This is a genomic window from Bacillus cereus group sp. MYBK15-3, assembly GCF_051916765.1.
Lineage (GTDB): Bacteria > Bacillota > Bacilli > Bacillales > Bacillaceae_G > Bacillus_A > Bacillus_A cereus.
Window position 1 is genome coordinate 65,434 of the sequence record NZ_JBQAHG010000007.1, and the last position, 14,893, is coordinate 80,326.

A 14,893-nucleotide genomic window follows, 5' to 3' on the forward strand; every position below is an offset into this window, starting at 1 on the left:
GAATATGATGGAAGAGCAATTAATACCAATTCAGTGGAAAGATGATGCTTTAGTTTTGTTAGATCAAACGTTATTACCGAATGAAATTGCCTATGAATCATTTAAAACAGCTGAAAGTGTGTGGGATGCCATTCAAGTAATGAAAGTACGAGGTGCACCAGCGATTGGTGTTTCAGCAGCTTATGGAGTGTATTTAGGGGTAAAGGAATTTGCTGAAAGTACGGAAGAAGGATTTATGGATGAAGTAAGAAAGGTATGTACATACTTGGCGACATCAAGACCGACTGCAGTAAATTTATTTTGGGCACTTGAAAGAATGGAAAGTGTAGCGGCAGATAATATTCATTTATCAATCTCACAGTTGAAAGATAGATTACTAGAAGAGGCAAAAGAAATTCATAGAGAAGATGAAGAAATTAACCGTCAAATTGGAGAACATGCATTAACATTATTCCATGATGGAATGGGAGTATTAACACATTGTAATGCTGGTGCGTTAGCGACGACTAAGTATGGTACTGCGACGGCTCCAATGTACTTAGCAAAAGAAAAAGGATGGGACTTAAAAATCTTTTCGGATGAAACACGTCCAAGATTACAAGGGTCAACGTTAACGGCATTAGAACTACAGCGAGCGGGAATTGATGTTACTGTCATTACGGATAATATGGCAGCTATGGTCATGTCACAAGGGAAGATTGACGCTGTAATTGTTGGATGCGACCGTGTGGCAGCGAACGGTGATATAGCAAATAAAATTGGAACATTAGGCGTATCTATTTTAGCGAAATACTACAACATTCCGTTTTATGTAGCAGCGCCAACGCCGACAATCGACTTGAAAACACCGACAGGAAAAGAAATTCCCATCGAGGAAAGAGATGCTTCTGAAGTGATTAATCGCTTCGGACAATATTCTGCTCCGAAAGAAAGTAAAGTATATAATCCAGCATTTGATGTTACTCCACATGAAAATGTAACAGCGATTATTACAGAAAAAGGGATTGTAAAGGCACCGTTTACGGAGAATTTAAAAAAGCTATTTCAATAAATAGATAAATATAAAAGTCAGTCATCATAAGCTTCATACTTAGGGGGATGTATATGTTATTACAAAAAGAAAGAGAAGAAATTGTAGCGTATGGAAAGAAAATGATTTCTAGTGGTTTAACAAAGGGAACGGGCGGTAATATTAGTATCTTTAATCGTGAACAAGGTCTTGTTGCGATTAGCCCAAGTGGTTTAGAGTATTATGAAACAAAGCCTGAAGATGTAGTTATATTAAACTTAGATGGTGAAGTAGTAGAAGGAGAGAGAAAACCATCAAGTGAATTAGATATGCACCTTATTTACTATAGGAAGCGTGAAGATATAAATGCGCTTGTGCATACACACTCTCCTTACGCGAAGACGATTGCGTCATTAGGATGGGAGCTTCCGGCTGTGTCGTATTTAATTGCTTTCGCAGGACCGAATGTGCGCTGTGCACCGTATGAAACATTTGGTACGAAGCAATTAGCAGAGGCTGCTTTTGAAGGCATGATTGATCGCCGTGCTGTTTTACTTGCGAACCACGGTTTAATTGCAGGTGCAAATAATATAAAAATGGCATTTACCGTTGCGGAAGAAATTGAGTTTTGTGCACAAATTTATTATCAAACGAAAAGCGTCGGAGAACCGAAGTTATTGCCAGAAGATGAGATGGAGAATTTGGCGAAGAAGTTTGAAGGGTATGGGCAGCAGTAGAATGAAACAAAGACACCCTCAAGAAAAGATCTTGAGGGTGTCTTTTAAGCTTTTTTAAGCAACAAATACATAAAGTAAGGAGCCCCAATTAAAGCAACGACAATACCTGCTGGGATGCCATTAGGATCAACGATATTTCTTCCAATTGTATCTGCTAATAATAATAGCCATCCGCCGATTAAAAGGGCGATAGGCATGAAGATTTGATGTCTTGGACCTACTAAAGATTTCGCGATATGAGGAGCCATTAATCCGATAAAGCTAATTCCTCCTGTTACGGAAACAGCTGCAGCTGCAAGTGCAACGGCTGCAACTAATAAGTATCTGCGTTCTTTTTCAATTTCAATTCCAACGCCGATTGCGACTGGTTCGTTTAATGCTAAAATGTTTAATCGATTTGCTTTATAGAAAATAAATGGAATGAATACGATTAACCATGGGAGCATTGCTAAAACGAATATCCAGTCATCTCCCCAAATATTTCCGGCAATCCATTTTGAAATAAAGTCTACTTTCATACGATCCGCGGATGAAATAAGGACAATCATCGTTCCAGATAGTGCAAATGCAAAACCGATACCGGTTAATGTTAATCGGATTGGTTGAAGTCCAGTTGATTTACTATATGAAAATACGTAAATTAGAACAGCTGTCAGAAATGCTCCGATAAATCCAACTACAGGTAGTAAGTAGAGAAATGAACCTACATCTATTGGAAAGTATAAAAAGAAAATAGCAACAGCAACACCGGCCCCAGAGTTAATACCAAGAATACCAGGTTCAGCTAAATCATTTCGAGTAATTCCTTGAAGAATAGCTCCTGATAAAGCGAGAGCCATACCAGCTAATAATGTAATGACAATTCTAGGTAGCCTTAAAGAGTATAAAACAAACTCCTCTTTAAAAGTCCCTTGCCCCATTAATGTTGGGAGTAGTCGATCATAAGATAAAGATGCTGAACCAAGTCCCATTCCAACTACAATGGTTGTGATGATTACTATAAGTAAAGTGAGTATAATGAGACGCTGTTTTCTTAAAATAGATTGCATCATGAGAATGTTTTTCCTCCTTTACGTACAATGAATAGGAAGAATGGTAACCCTACAATCGCGACAATTGCTGCAACTGGTGTTTCGTATGGAGCGTTAATAGTACGTCCGATTGTATCTGCAAGTAGCATAAAGGAAGCTCCAGCAATTGCTGACATCGGTATAACAAATCGGTAATCTGGACCGACAATTGGGCGTACCATGTGAGGTACCATTAAGCCGATAAATGCCATATTTCCAACAAGCGCTACAGATGCACCTGCAAGTAAGATAATAATGATAAATAAAATAGTTTTAATAACAATAATTTTTTGACCTAGTCCAATAGCCACTTCCTCACTGAAACTAAGAACTGTCAATTTTTTTGCTAGTAAGATAGCGATAAAGATACTAATTGAAATGACTGGAATAATAATTTTTAATTGGTTCCAAGTTGTTCCAATTACGCCACCAGCAGTCCAAAGTGATACATCTTGTGAAATTTTAAAGTAAATGCCGATTCCTTCTGAAATTGCGAGTAGAAATGCTGAAACTGCAGCACCCGCTAATACAATTCGAAGAGGAGAAAGGCCGCCTTTTTTCACCATACCAATTCCAAATACCATAATTGCGCCAATTGCAGCACCGATAAAGCAAGCTAATGTTAAGTAAAGATAGCTGATGGAAGGGTTGAAAGCAAGTGTCAGTGCAAGTGCAGCATTTGCTCCACCAGATAGCCCTAGTAATCCAGGATCTGCAAGTGGATTTCGTGTTAATCCTTGCATAATTGCTCCAGAAACGGCTAATCCAGCTCCTACAAAAATAGCAGCAACTTCACGTGGTAAACGTATTTCTCGAATAATAGATATTTTGTCTCCTTTAGCGGAGGAAGTGAGTGCTGACCATACATCTTTTATCGAAGTATCTGCAGCACCTAATACCATTGCAACCATAAAAATAAGAAAGAATGCAATTAAGCTTAAAATTAGTTTGTATGTAAAAGCTATAGAACGTGGATTGTCATGATCTTTTGTCATTCGTTTCACATCTTTTCTGTTCATAGAATAAAGGAAGAGGAATTCTTAAATTAAGAATTCCTCATGTTTGTATTATTTACCAAGAAAGCTCTTCTTGAAGAAGTCTAGTTGGAAATCTAATGTAAGTGGATCATTAAAATAGAATTCCATCATGTTTGCTTCATATACGCGATTATTTTTTACTGCTGGGATGTTTTTATATGATTCTGTCTCTTGGAATGAGTTATCAGTATCTTTATTTTTACTTACGATTAAGTAATCACCAGCAAATTCAGGTAATACCTCAGTAGATAATGCGTAGTAACCTTCTTTTAATGCTTTTTCTTTTACTTTTTCAGGCATTTTTAATTTCATTTCTTGGTACAGAATTTCTGTTCCGCGGCCCCAGTTCTCGCCGTATACATAAAGCTGTTTGTTGAAGTTTTCTACAACAGAAACTGTAGCATCTTCACCGATTTTTGCTTTAATTTCTTTACCAGCTTCTTGTGCACGTTTCTTGAAGTCATCAACCCAAGTTTTTGCTTCTTTTTCTTTGTTTAATAATTTACCGATTTCTAAATGCTGTGTTAAGTAATCAACTTTTCCGTAAGTGTATGTTACAGTAGGCGCGATTTTCTTTAACTTATCGACATTTTTAATATTTGATAAACCGATGATTAAATCTGGATTTAGTTCAGCGATTTTTTCAACATTTTCATCTGATACTTCAGCAACATCTTTAAGTTTGCTATCAAAACGTGGGTTTTGTTTAGACCATGAATCTACCCCAACAAGATTTACTCCTAATGACATTACGTTACCAGCGAATGATGATAATACAACAACGCGTTTTGGATTTGCAGGAACCTCTACTTTTTTACCATCTTCAGATTGGTATGTAATTGTTTCTGATTTGCTACCTTTTGCATCGTCCTTTTTGTCTGTAGAGCTATTGCTACAAGCACTCATAACAAGAACGAAAAGAACTGTTAGTGAAATAAATAACTTTTTCATCGTCTTTCTCCTTTAACATAGATGATATGTGTATACAATAATTTGTTTAACTGTAATCTTTTTGAAATAGTAGTGGTAATGCAAAATAATTTATTAAAAATCTTGAATATGAGATTTTATAATATAGTAATAACCATATTAATGAAAGAAGATGTAATCTCAAATTTGCTAATTATTAACAAAATGATAATGATTATCACTATTGATTCTTTAAATAATATAATTTTATATAGGTGTATTGTCAATAGTAATTTTGATTGTAAATTTTGCGGAAACAGGTTATATTTTATTGAGAATGATAATCAATGATTAATAGCTGAGGAGTGAGCACGAATGAATCGAGAAGAATTGTTTGATGTAACCGTGATAGGCGGAGGACCTGCAGGGCTTTATTCAGCTTTTTATAGTGGACTCAGAGAAATGAAAACGAAAATAATAGAATTTCAACCACATTTAGGTGGAAAAATACATGTGTATCCGGAAAAGATGATTTGGGATGTAGGAGGACTATTACCAGTTACAGGTGATAAGTTAATTGAACAACTTGTACAGCAAGGGTTAACATTTAAGCCAGAAGTTGTATTAGATACAAAAGTAGAATCGATTATTCGTAATCAAGATGGTACTTTTACATTAAAAACAAGTACTGGCGAAGAACACTTTTCAAAAACAGTTATCGTCGCAACAGGAAGTGGTATATTGAAACCGCAAAAGTTATCTATTGAAGGTGCTGAGCGATTTGAAGTATCGAATTTAAATTATACAGTTAAATCTTTAAAGCGTTTCAAAGGTAAAACAGTTATTATTTCCGGTGGAGGCAATTCTGCTGTTGATTGGGCAAATGAATTGGAACCAATTGCGAAAAAAGTGTATGTAACGTATAGAAAAGAAGAATTATCTGGTCATGAAGCACAAGTAAAACAACTTATGAACAGCTCGGCGGAGTGTTTCTTTAATACATCGATTACAAAATTAATTGCTGGTGATAATCATGAAGCAATCGAATATGTAGAATTAACAAATCATGAAACAGGTGAGGTTTCTCATTTACCTATTGATGAAGTTATTATTAATCATGGATATGAACGCGACATTACATTATTAGAAAATAGTGAGTTAGACGTTGCAATTATAGATAATTATTATATTGCAGGTAATGCAAATAGTGAGTCTTCAGTAGATGGATTATATGCTGCTGGAGATATTTTAAAGCACGAAGGGAAACTACACTTAATTGCAGGTGCATTCCAAGATGCGGGAAATGCTGTGAATAAAGCAAAACAATTTATCCAACCAGATGCAAGTGAGTATGGAATGGTTTCTTCTCATAATGAAGTATTTAAGAAGAGAAATCGCGAACTGATTAAGCAGATGATGAAATAATAAGGAACAAGTATACCCCCACGTATTTCTCTATTCAAATGGATGAGAGATGTACGTGGGGGTTTTCCTGTTTACTATATTTTCTATCATTATAATGACACCGGTTTCATCAGTTCATATGATATGAACATTTTATTGGTAAAGCATCCTAGAAAACAATTTAGCTATGTTTTGCTTACGCAGAACATGGCTAAATTACGCTGTCCCTTTAGCGCGTTCATTAGGAAATGGCATATTTAGTATAGAAGCAATATACTGTTTTCCATGCATTCGAGCTAATGATTCTAATATTTGGCGAACACGTTTTGTAAGATGACCTTGTTTTTTGATGGCTTCACAATATGCGTCATAGAAGGCATATTTAGCCCAAAGGAAATCATCTTGTTGGAATAAGAAGTGATTTTTGTACCATTCACCAATTGTATGATAACAATTGTTTTCATGTATTGCTGTGCTTTGAGAAAGAAAACGATCAGATAAAGATACATTCAAATGAGAAATTGTGTTTTCTGTTTCAACTTGTAGTGTTTTTTCTAACATTGTAATGATGTGACGAGTAGCCATATGTTAACTCTCCTTTGTGTAAATGGGTAATACCATTCTATATTTAAAAAATTCTTACTATATAATACTATACAATATATGGAATGCATCTACCTGCTTTTTGAACTGCATTTACAAAATCTTTTTTATTTGTTTACAAAAATAAAGTAAGATACAGTATAGATGAAAAAATAATAAAGGAATGAACGCATTGTATATAACAGTAGAAGAGACTGCGGAGTATTTGAATTTATCAAAATCGTATATTGAAGAGTTAATTCAGCAAAAGAAAATTCGTGCGCTATTCGATGGAGAGCAATATTTAGTAAATAAAGAACAATTTAATACACATTTAGAACAAATGGAGAAATATAAGCAATTAGTGGAAGAAATATTGAACGAACCAATTCCAGAAGATATGGATGTTAAAGACGAAGATTAAACTATGGAAAATCCCTTATGAAGATATGCAGAAATGTATATTCATAAGGGATTTTTTGTTTGAAGATATCAAAAACATAAGGAGTTCTTAGCCTTTCTTCAAATTTTGATAGGTAGTAGTCTACCATGTTAAAAGCATATTTTTTTCTAGCTAGGACAAACATAGAGAACGTAACCTGTACAGATACATATACTATCAGTGCAAAAGCTTATAAATTAATGGAAGGGGTTTTCTCGTGAGTTTATTTCATTGTGATTTTCTGAAAGACTTAATTGGATCTTTTGTGAGAGTAAACAGGGGTGGTCCAGAATCTCAAAAAGGGACAATAGTCGCTGTATGTTCGGATTACTTTGTATTAAAGAATGAAAAAGGAGAGCTCTATTACTATCAGATTCGTCATCTGAAAAGTATTACAAAAAATGCGAAAGATTGTAAAGCAGATGATTGCAGATGGTTGGAATGTGAAGATGACTTTGAAAAGTTACTTCAAAGCTTCAAATATTGCTGGGTGAAAATTAATCGTGGTGGCCCAGAGAAAGTTGAAGGTATTTTACAAGATGTTTCTTGTGAATTTGTGACACTAATTGTAAAAGAAGAAGTTATATTAGTTGCAGTATCTCATATTAAGAGTGTAACAGTACCTTGTAGAGAGAGCGAAGAAAGCGAAAGTGAAAGCGAAAGTGAAAGTAATAATTCAGGTCGAGCTCGCGCACAAAGACAGTCAAGAAGAGGAAGATAATAAGAAAGGAGGATATAAATTTGGAAAGTATATTATGCTGTGAACAAATTAAAGGCTTAGTCGGTGAGACTGTAAAAGTAAATCTTCGTGGACCAGAGAGTCGAGTGGGGGTACTTGTATCGTTAGGAAGAGATTACCTTACATTACAACTTCCTCTTGGTGAATTAGTATATTACCAATTGAAACATGTGAAAAGTCTAGTTAAGAAAGTGAAAGAAAGTAAATGTGGCGATGGCTATGTTTCATGTTTCTGCTCTGATGATGATACTTTTGTCGATGTATTACGTGACTTGAAGTATAAGTGGGTAAAGATTAATCGTGGCGGCCCAGAGTGTGTAGAAGGCTTGTTAAGTGAAGTGCATGAAGAATGTATTACGCTAGTAAACGGTGATGAAGTTATTTATATCATTAATTATCATATTAAGAGTGTGAGTCAAGTAGTGAAATGTAAAAAGAATGAAGATGAATAATGTTTAATAAATAAGAGGGGCATTATGAGGGAAAGAGAAGAACAATTTCTTATTTCGATAGTATGAAAAGGAATTACTTACTATTAAGACAGAACATTGCCCTGATTATTTTTTTGAAACGGAAGATAGGAAAGCTGAAATTCATAGGAAGGAGGATATAGATGAATGAGTTAAACAAAAGTATTGGGGAAAATATATATGTTAAATTAATCGGTGAAAAAAGGTTTAAAGGTATATTAATAGACGTAGGAAATGACATTATTGTTCTTTACAATGGACAAGACTATGTATATATATCTTTATATCATGTACAATACTATAAATTTTTAAGACCACACGACGAAGACATACTAAAACCAGATGTTGATTCTGTAATTAAGAGGGAATCCCCTTCAATTTCTTTGAGAAAAGTATTAAGTACTTCTAAAGGGATTTTTACAGAAGTTTATGTAGCAGGAAATGCTCCAATACATGGTTATGTTACAAGTGTGATGAACGACTATATTGTTTTTTATAGTCCGGTTTATAAAACGGTATATATATCTTTAAAGCATTTAAAATGGTTAATTCCGTATAAAGAAAACCAAGTACCGTATGCCCTCAATAAAAATGAACTCCCCGTAAATCCGTTAAATATTACATTAGCTAGAACATTTGAAGAACAGCTTATTAAAATGACTGGGAAAATTATGGTGTTTGATTTAGGTGAGGAGTCCAATAAAATTGGAAAAATGGCGAAAATTGATGAAGGTCATATTGAAATATCAAAAGCACGTGATGCAAAAATGTATGTGAATATTCAACATGTAAAATCCGTCCATTGTCCGTAGATTAGTTGGAAGGGCTGACTTTTTCTTTTATATGCAGAAGAAAAGGTCGAGCCTATTTGTTTTAGTTTAATTTGAAGATGAGGGGAAAAATGAATTGAATATAAACATAGTATAGTGTGATTTTTTAAAAGGTAACTTTGCACTAACTTATAAAAATTGTGTACGAGCTATCTTTTTATGTATTCAATTTATTTTTTGAGGAGGAGTTGCTCAACTAATTTATTAAAGGGGTTTTGTTCGTGGAGCAGTTTCCGAATTCGGTATCAATTACATTGCTTGGTAGTGCTGGTGGAGCAGCAAAAGCAGTTTTAGCAATTTTAAATCAAGCGATAGCAAATGAAAAAGATCCAATTTATGAAGTATTAAAGAATGCCAAATTTCATTTAGTGGATATAAAACAAAAAGATAGGACTTATTATGATGAGTTGTTTTCGAATTTGAAAGGTCAATTATATTTATATGAGATAAACCTTCAAAATGTAGTGGAATTTAAACAACATTTAAAAGAAAAAAGTACGAGTGTTGTGATTGATGTTTCAGGGGCAGATACAATTAGAGTATTAAGCTGCTGTAATGAATTAGGAATTTGTTATATTAATTCAGCCTTGGAAAATGAAGCAGTAGATCAGGACGACAGCTTAATCGGCTTTCAGCTTACGGAAAGATATACAAGGTTTGAGAAGGAGAAAGAGAAATTTACAAATACAAAAGCGATTATAGGTTCAGGTATGAATCCAGGTGTTGTTCAATGGATGGTTGTTGAGCTTATGAAGGAACGACCAAATGAAAGGCCAAGAGCATGTTATATTGTAGAACATGACACGTCGTTTTTGCATGATACAGCACTTATAAAGCCACATACACTTTATGCTTCATGGGCAGTAGAGCGATTTTTAGATGAAGCAATCTGGAGTTATCCGATGTATATGAGTCATCATCGTCCTCTTTACTTTTATGAAGATGTATATGCTTCAGAGTATAAAGTGAAGTTAGGAGAAAAAGAATTCTATGGTTGTTTAATGCCACATGAGGAAGTATTAATTTTAGGGAAAAACTTCAATATGGAAGTTGGTTTTCTTTACCGAATTAATGAGTATACAACAAATATAATTAGACAGAACTTAGATCAAGTAGAAGATTTATGGAACTGGAATCGTAAAGTGTTTAATCCAGCGGAAGAAGAGGTTGCTGGAGAGGACTTGGTTGGTGTGTTACTCGTTTATGAAAATAGTGAGACATATATGTATAATGTGATGAATAGTAGCCAAGTTTTTCGTAAATATAAAACGAATGCAACGTATTTTCAGGTAGGGTGCGGAATTTATGCGGGCTTGTCTAGTTTACTTTTAGATCAATTTGAACAAGGTGCTTATTACGTCGAGGAGTTGTTATTAAATACAGAAAGTAAGTACGGTGAGTATTTAAATTTATATATGAAGGATTTTGTAATAGGGCATAATAATTTTACTGATGGATTGTTACATGATAGGGTAAGGTGGATGTAAGTTGTTACTAAAAGGAAGGAGAGATCTCCTTCCTTTTAGTATTATAAGGTTAAATATTGCCCTGAAAGCAATTTCATACTTATACTTTAAGGAGATAAAAATGAAAGTTTTTTGTATCGATCAAGGGGAGTTTTTATATGAACAAATACAAGAGCTTGATTTATGAAGAAAGAAGAGCCTTAAAGGTATTTATATTATTATTTTATATTATATTCTTTTTATATGACGCTATATATTATTTTGTATATCCTGCTATGAATATTAGTGGAACAGCGGTAGGGTGGCCAGAAGGTGGTCTTGGGATAGGTGTGCCTATATTTGTAATAGCATTATTTCCTATTTCTATATATCTTCAAAAAAGAGGGTATGTATATTCTGTAAAATATTTATTTTTATTTGGATACATGTTTATCAATCTTGTTAATAATTTAATGATTTATTTGCGAACGGATAGACCTTTTGAACATGGTAGTATGGTAGAAATGCTGTTAATTTTATTTGCCCCAGTTTTCGTGAATAGAAAATACTTTTATTTAGTTTCCTTTAGTGTAATTGGAAAGTACGTATTTTTCACATTGCTATTACAAGATTTAAAAGTGATAATTCCACTTGTTTTATGTGTATTTTATTTCATTATTTCACATTCTTTATTAAAACGATTTCAATCTTATGTAAGAACAGTGGTTGAAATGATGAACAATATGAAAGAGACGGAAAATTTAGCTGTGATTGGGACTATGTCTACAACAATTGCCCATGAAATTCGAAATCCACTAACAGCGTTAAAAGGGTTTACGCAAATGCAAAAAGAAAGAAATCCAACTGATACGATGAGCTACGACATTATGCTACAAGAAATTGAAAGGGTTAATGGATTTGTTAGTGAATTGATGTTGTTAGGGAAACCAAAGCCAACAAATTATGAAAGGTGTAATATACGAGACACCCTTCTATATGTTGTGCATCTAATGGAAAGTTATGCAACGCAATATAGAGTTAAATGTAATTTACAAGTAGATGGAAATCTACCGGCTATAAACGGTGATGATAAGCAATTAAAACAAGTGTTATTAAATATCATTAAAAATGGAATAGAATCAATGCCAGAGGGTGGAGAAATTCATATCCGTGCATATCAAAAAACGCAAGGACATTTGTGTATTTCTGTTGAAGACCAAGGATGTGGTATAGAGAATGAGAAGTTAGAAAAAATCGGCAAGGCGTTTTACACAACAAAGGAGAATGGTACAGGACTTGGATTAATGATTACATATAAAATTATTAAGGAACATCAAGGGAGTATCACGATCCAAAGTAGTCTAGGAGTAGGAACGAAAGTAGAAATTTTTCTGCCGACCGTTTAATGTATTTGAGAAAAGATTTTTCAGAAAAGTGTTCTTGTTGTGTAAATATAAACATTTTATAAAATGTTTCAAGAAGGGTTTTTTTTATAAAATACTTCGTTTATAATGGAGGAAAATATCGACATGAGATTGATTGCTCATGTAACGGTTCAGTAGTGTTATGAAAAGATAAGAAGGGGTGCACGCGCATCCTTTTTTCTATGCAGATATTATGAAAGAGGTGGTATGATGGAATTAACATTAAATTCGACTGTATGTTTACACACGATTCAATTTCGAAAAGAGCAAAAGAATTATACTGTAAAAGACACAATTACAGGAGAAAAGTATGAAATGCCGCCACTTTGGATTGATGCATTGGCAATGATGCGTGACGGTTTTTTATTGGGGGAAATTGAGGAGAAATTAAAAGAAGAGTATCCATCCGAAGAAGTGAATATGTTAGCATTCACGAAGCAACTGTTAGAACTAGAACTTGTTGAAATGGTAGATGGGGAAGAAATAGCTTGTACAAAGAAGAAAGAGAAGGATTATTTAGCTTGGTTACGTCCTCATGTTGAGCAATTCTTTCTTAATTTAAATAAAAAAAATAGAAGCAAAGGTCAATGATGATCTTTGCTTTTTTGTATAGTTTGTTTAAAAAATTACAGCAAATGCTCTTGCAAAAGCACCGTCGCTATCTTTAATTTTTAAAGGTGCTGCTGAGAAGAAGAAACGTTTCGTGTGAATGGCATCTAAGTTTGTTAAGTTTTCGATTAAATAAATATTATTCCCAAGTAGTATGTGATGAATTGGTGATGTTGCTGTCGTTACCTCATCAGGAGAAATAAAATCTAAACCGACAGATTTTACTTTTAATTGTACTAGTTCCTCGGCTAATTCTTCAGAAAGATAAAAAGCTTCTTTCTCATACGCCTCCGTGTTCCATTTAGTAGATAGATTGGAATGGAAAATAACAATATCTCCTTCTTTTATATCAGCATCGTGCAGTACTTCTTTAGGTAGTTTTCGTTCTTGTACATGAGTTACATCAATAAGAACAGCTTCACCTACAAATTGATCCAGCGGTAATTGATCGATGGTCGTTGCGCCTGAAATAAAATGCGCAGGAGCATCACAATGCGTGCCAACATGAACGACAGAATGAAAATCTGTAACTTGATAGCCTGATTCTTCAACACTTGTAACAGCTTCTAGTTGTATTTTAGGTGTTCCAGGAAATTGAGACATATTATTTTCAAATGTTTGCGATAAATCAATTACTTTCATTTTACATACCTCCAATATATGTTTTTCAAATAATAAAAAGCTCATCCTTCAGTATCAAGAAAGATGAGCTTTACATGCTAATTGAGTTTTATCTTCCAAAATGCAATGCATTTTGCAGGAATTAGCACCTATTCAGTTCGTATAAACTGAGGTTGCTGGGCTTCAAAGGGCCAGTCCCTCTGCCTCTCTTGATAAAGAAGTATTCAGTTTCGGAATCTTAATTTTCTGATAGTTAAATTGTAATTCATTTCCTTTTTATGTGCAATACAAAATAGGTATTCACCCAAATAAAGCCGCTCGCATATTGTAGCTTATGTAAATAGAATGCTGCGAAGGAGTGAGTGCAGTGACAGGAAATGTATTAAATTATTATGCTGGTGGTAATACAGCTAGGGGATTTCACAATTTATACGAAGAGAATTTAAAAGGATTAGACAGATTATTTATCTTAAAGGGTGGTCCAGGAACGGGAAAATCTTCTTTAATAAAGGCAATAGGTCGTGAATGGGTTGGAAAAGGATATGATATTGAATTTTTACATTGTTCTTCTGACAATAAATCGGTTGATGGTGTAATTATCCCACAATTAAAAGTAGGAATTGTTGATGGGACATCACCGCATGTTATTGAGCCAAAAATGCCAGGAGTTGTTGAAGAGTATATAAATTTAGGAATTGCTTGGGACTCAGATAAACTAAGAAAGCAGAAGTTAGAAATTGAAAGATTTGTTTCAGAAGCAAGCAAAGCTTTTCAGTCTGCTTACGCACGTTTTAAAGAGGCATTGGTTATACATGATGAGTGGGAGAAGATATATATTGATAATATAAATTTTAATAAAGCAAATGAACTAACCGATCAGCTAATCCAGAAATTATTTGCAGATAAAAGCGGGAGACAATCGCTTGTCAAACATCGTTTTTTAGGAGCTGCAACACCGAAAGGAGCAGTTGACTTTGTTCCTAATTTAACAGAAGGGTTACCACATCGTTATTTTATAAAAGGCCGCCCAGGCTCTGGAAAATCAACGATGCTCAAAAAGTTAGCTAAGGCAGCTGAAGAAAAAGGATTTGAAGTTGAAGTATATCATTGCGGATTTGACCCGCATAGTCTTGATATGGTTATCGTAAGAGAATTAGGCTTTGCAATTTTTGATAGCACCGCACCGCATGAATATTTTCCAAGTCGTGAGGGTGATGAAATTATTGATATGTATGCCCTTATTGTTACGCCAGGGACTGATGAGAAATATGCGAAGGAAATTCGTGATGTTTCCATTCAGTATAAAGCAAAAATGAATGAGGCAATGTCTTTCTTAGCGAAAGCAAAATCGGTTCGTGATAAATTAGAACGAATTTATATTGCTGCTATGGATTTTTCAATAGTAGATGCATATAAAGAGGAGATTCAAAAAGAGTTTGAACGAATTGCTGCTACTGTAATCGAAAAGCAACAATAGAAGTTTTATTAGGCTGTCAGTAATTTCTGACAGTTTTTTTGGTATGTAGTAAAATTAATAGTGTATTGTCGAATTTCCAAGGAAATAA

16 protein-coding genes and 1 riboswitch are annotated in these 14,893 nt (G+C 34.1%); of the genes, 11 read left to right on the top strand and 5 right to left on the bottom strand.

The window, feature by feature from the left end; translation table 11 throughout:
* Positions 1–4 precede the first annotated feature (4 nt).
* Entirely contained in the window at positions 5–1,051 is a 1,047-nt protein-coding gene (gene mtnA / locus ACTFR8_RS24980) for an S-methyl-5-thioribose-1-phosphate isomerase (RefSeq protein WP_002004308.1), read from the top strand.
* Between the two features lie 53 nt (positions 1,052–1,104).
* Entirely contained in the window at positions 1,105–1,746 is a 642-nt protein-coding gene (locus ACTFR8_RS24985) for an L-fuculose-phosphate aldolase (RefSeq protein ID WP_000926558.1), read from the top strand.
* 44 nt (positions 1,747–1,790) lie between these two features.
* Here the strand turns inward: ACTFR8_RS24985 and ACTFR8_RS24990 are convergent, their stop codons facing one another.
* From ACTFR8_RS24990 to ACTFR8_RS25000, 3 genes are read right to left on the bottom strand one after another with little or no spacing between them, the layout of a single operon-like run.
* Positions 1,791–2,798 carry a FecCD family ABC transporter permease gene (locus ACTFR8_RS24990; RefSeq protein WP_000983758.1) on the bottom strand — a complete coding sequence of 336 codons (1,008 nt, stop codon included), beginning with the start codon at positions 2,796–2,798 and terminating at the stop codon, positions 1,791–1,793.
* The gene (locus ACTFR8_RS24995; protein WP_001998969.1) at positions 2,795–3,835 is read right to left on the bottom strand and encodes a FecCD family ABC transporter permease; all 1,041 of its coding nucleotides are present in this window, start codon (positions 3,833–3,835) and stop codon (positions 2,795–2,797) included. Before ACTFR8_RS24995 ends, ACTFR8_RS24990 begins: the two co-directional genes overlap by 4 nt.
* A gap of 48 nt (positions 3,836–3,883) precedes the next feature.
* Entirely contained in the window at positions 3,884–4,804 is a 921-nt protein-coding gene (locus ACTFR8_RS25000; protein WP_000732591.1) for an iron-hydroxamate ABC transporter substrate-binding protein, read from the bottom strand.
* Positions 4,805–5,137: 333 nt separating this feature from the next.
* Between ACTFR8_RS25000 and ACTFR8_RS25005 the strand changes: the two genes are divergently transcribed.
* Positions 5,138–6,187, top strand: a complete 1,050-nt coding sequence (locus ACTFR8_RS25005; RefSeq protein ID WP_001078268.1) for an NAD(P)/FAD-dependent oxidoreductase — start codon at positions 5,138–5,140, stop codon at positions 6,185–6,187.
* Between the two features lie 195 nt (positions 6,188–6,382).
* On the opposite strand, the gene ACTFR8_RS25010 is transcribed toward ACTFR8_RS25005, so the two are convergent.
* Positions 6,383–6,751 (bottom strand): hypothetical protein, encoded by a 369-nt coding sequence (locus tag ACTFR8_RS25010; protein WP_000235475.1) that lies wholly within the window; start codon positions 6,749–6,751, stop codon positions 6,383–6,385.
* A gap of 181 nt (positions 6,752–6,932) precedes the next feature.
* Here ACTFR8_RS25010 and ACTFR8_RS25015 point away from each other — a divergent pair, with 181 nt between their 5' ends.
* The 7 genes from ACTFR8_RS25015 to ACTFR8_RS25045 all read left to right on the top strand — a co-directional run bounded on the left by ACTFR8_RS25015 (position 6,933) and on the right by ACTFR8_RS25045 (position 12,689).
* Entirely contained in the window at positions 6,933–7,172 is a 240-nt protein-coding gene (locus tag ACTFR8_RS25015) for a helix-turn-helix domain-containing protein (protein ID WP_002004306.1), read from the top strand.
* A 235-nt stretch (positions 7,173–7,407) separates the two neighbouring features.
* On the top strand, positions 7,408–7,911 hold the full coding sequence (locus ACTFR8_RS25020; protein WP_000051535.1) for a hypothetical protein: 504 nt from the start codon (positions 7,408–7,410) through the stop codon (positions 7,909–7,911).
* Positions 7,912–7,931: 20 nt separating this feature from the next.
* The gene (locus ACTFR8_RS25025) at positions 7,932–8,381 is read left to right on the top strand and encodes a hypothetical protein (protein WP_000443836.1); all 450 of its coding nucleotides are present in this window, start codon (positions 7,932–7,934) and stop codon (positions 8,379–8,381) included.
* 161 nt (positions 8,382–8,542) lie between these two features.
* Entirely contained in the window at positions 8,543–9,211 is a 669-nt protein-coding gene (locus ACTFR8_RS25030) for a hypothetical protein (RefSeq protein WP_001004268.1), read from the top strand.
* Between the two features lie 239 nt (positions 9,212–9,450).
* The gene (locus ACTFR8_RS25035; RefSeq protein ID WP_000434756.1) at positions 9,451–10,716 is read left to right on the top strand and encodes a hypothetical protein; all 1,266 of its coding nucleotides are present in this window, start codon (positions 9,451–9,453) and stop codon (positions 10,714–10,716) included.
* Between the two features lie 137 nt (positions 10,717–10,853).
* A complete protein-coding gene (locus tag ACTFR8_RS25040) occupies positions 10,854–12,080 on the top strand; it encodes an ATP-binding protein (protein WP_001046094.1) in 1,227 nt (408 codons plus the stop codon).
* Positions 12,081–12,308: 228 nt separating this feature from the next.
* Entirely contained in the window at positions 12,309–12,689 is a 381-nt protein-coding gene (locus ACTFR8_RS25045; protein ID WP_000424119.1) for a hypothetical protein, read from the top strand.
* Positions 12,690–12,716: 27 nt separating this feature from the next.
* Here ACTFR8_RS25045 and ACTFR8_RS25050 read toward each other — a convergent pair whose 3' ends face one another.
* The gene (locus ACTFR8_RS25050) at positions 12,717–13,349 is read right to left on the bottom strand and encodes a cyclase family protein (protein ID WP_000862982.1); all 633 of its coding nucleotides are present in this window, start codon (positions 13,347–13,349) and stop codon (positions 12,717–12,719) included.
* Positions 13,350–13,434: 85 nt separating this feature from the next.
* Positions 13,435–13,547: riboswitch (SAM riboswitch) on the bottom strand.
* Between the two features lie 148 nt (positions 13,548–13,695).
* Here ACTFR8_RS25050 and ACTFR8_RS25055 point away from each other — a divergent pair.
* The gene (locus ACTFR8_RS25055) at positions 13,696–14,805 is read left to right on the top strand and encodes a PRK06851 family protein (RefSeq protein ID WP_000147488.1); all 1,110 of its coding nucleotides are present in this window, start codon (positions 13,696–13,698) and stop codon (positions 14,803–14,805) included.
* Positions 14,806–14,893 lie beyond the last annotated feature (88 nt).

Excerpts from the sequence above, each read along its gene's own strand:
- ACTFR8_RS24990 (WP_000983758.1), bottom strand. The coding sequence starts at position 2,798 with ATGATGCAATCTATTTTAAGAAAACAGCGTCTCATTATACTCACTTTA.
- ACTFR8_RS25010 (WP_000235475.1), bottom strand. The coding sequence starts at position 6,751 with ATGGCTACTCGTCACATCATTACAATGTTAGAAAAAACACTACAAGTT.
- ACTFR8_RS24985 (WP_000926558.1), top strand. The coding sequence starts at position 1,105 with ATGTTATTACAAAAAGAAAGAGAAGAAATTGTAGCGTATGGAAAGAAA.
- mtnA (WP_002004308.1), top strand. The coding sequence starts at position 5 with ATGATGGAAGAGCAATTAATACCAATTCAGTGGAAAGATGATGCTTTA.
- ACTFR8_RS25045 (WP_000424119.1), top strand. The coding sequence starts at position 12,309 with ATGGAATTAACATTAAATTCGACTGTATGTTTACACACGATTCAATTT.
- ACTFR8_RS25050 (WP_000862982.1), bottom strand. The coding sequence starts at position 13,349 with ATGAAAGTAATTGATTTATCGCAAACATTTGAAAATAATATGTCTCAA.
- ACTFR8_RS25015 (WP_002004306.1), top strand. The coding sequence starts at position 6,933 with ATGAACGCATTGTATATAACAGTAGAAGAGACTGCGGAGTATTTGAAT.
- ACTFR8_RS25005 (WP_001078268.1), top strand. The coding sequence starts at position 5,138 with ATGAATCGAGAAGAATTGTTTGATGTAACCGTGATAGGCGGAGGACCT.
- ACTFR8_RS24995 (WP_001998969.1), bottom strand. The coding sequence starts at position 3,835 with ATGAACAGAAAAGATGTGAAACGAATGACAAAAGATCATGACAATCCA.
- ACTFR8_RS25030 (WP_001004268.1), top strand. The coding sequence starts at position 8,543 with ATGAATGAGTTAAACAAAAGTATTGGGGAAAATATATATGTTAAATTA.
- ACTFR8_RS25040 (WP_001046094.1), top strand. The coding sequence starts at position 10,854 with ATGAACAAATACAAGAGCTTGATTTATGAAGAAAGAAGAGCCTTAAAG.
- ACTFR8_RS25000 (WP_000732591.1), bottom strand. The coding sequence starts at position 4,804 with ATGAAAAAGTTATTTATTTCACTAACAGTTCTTTTCGTTCTTGTTATG.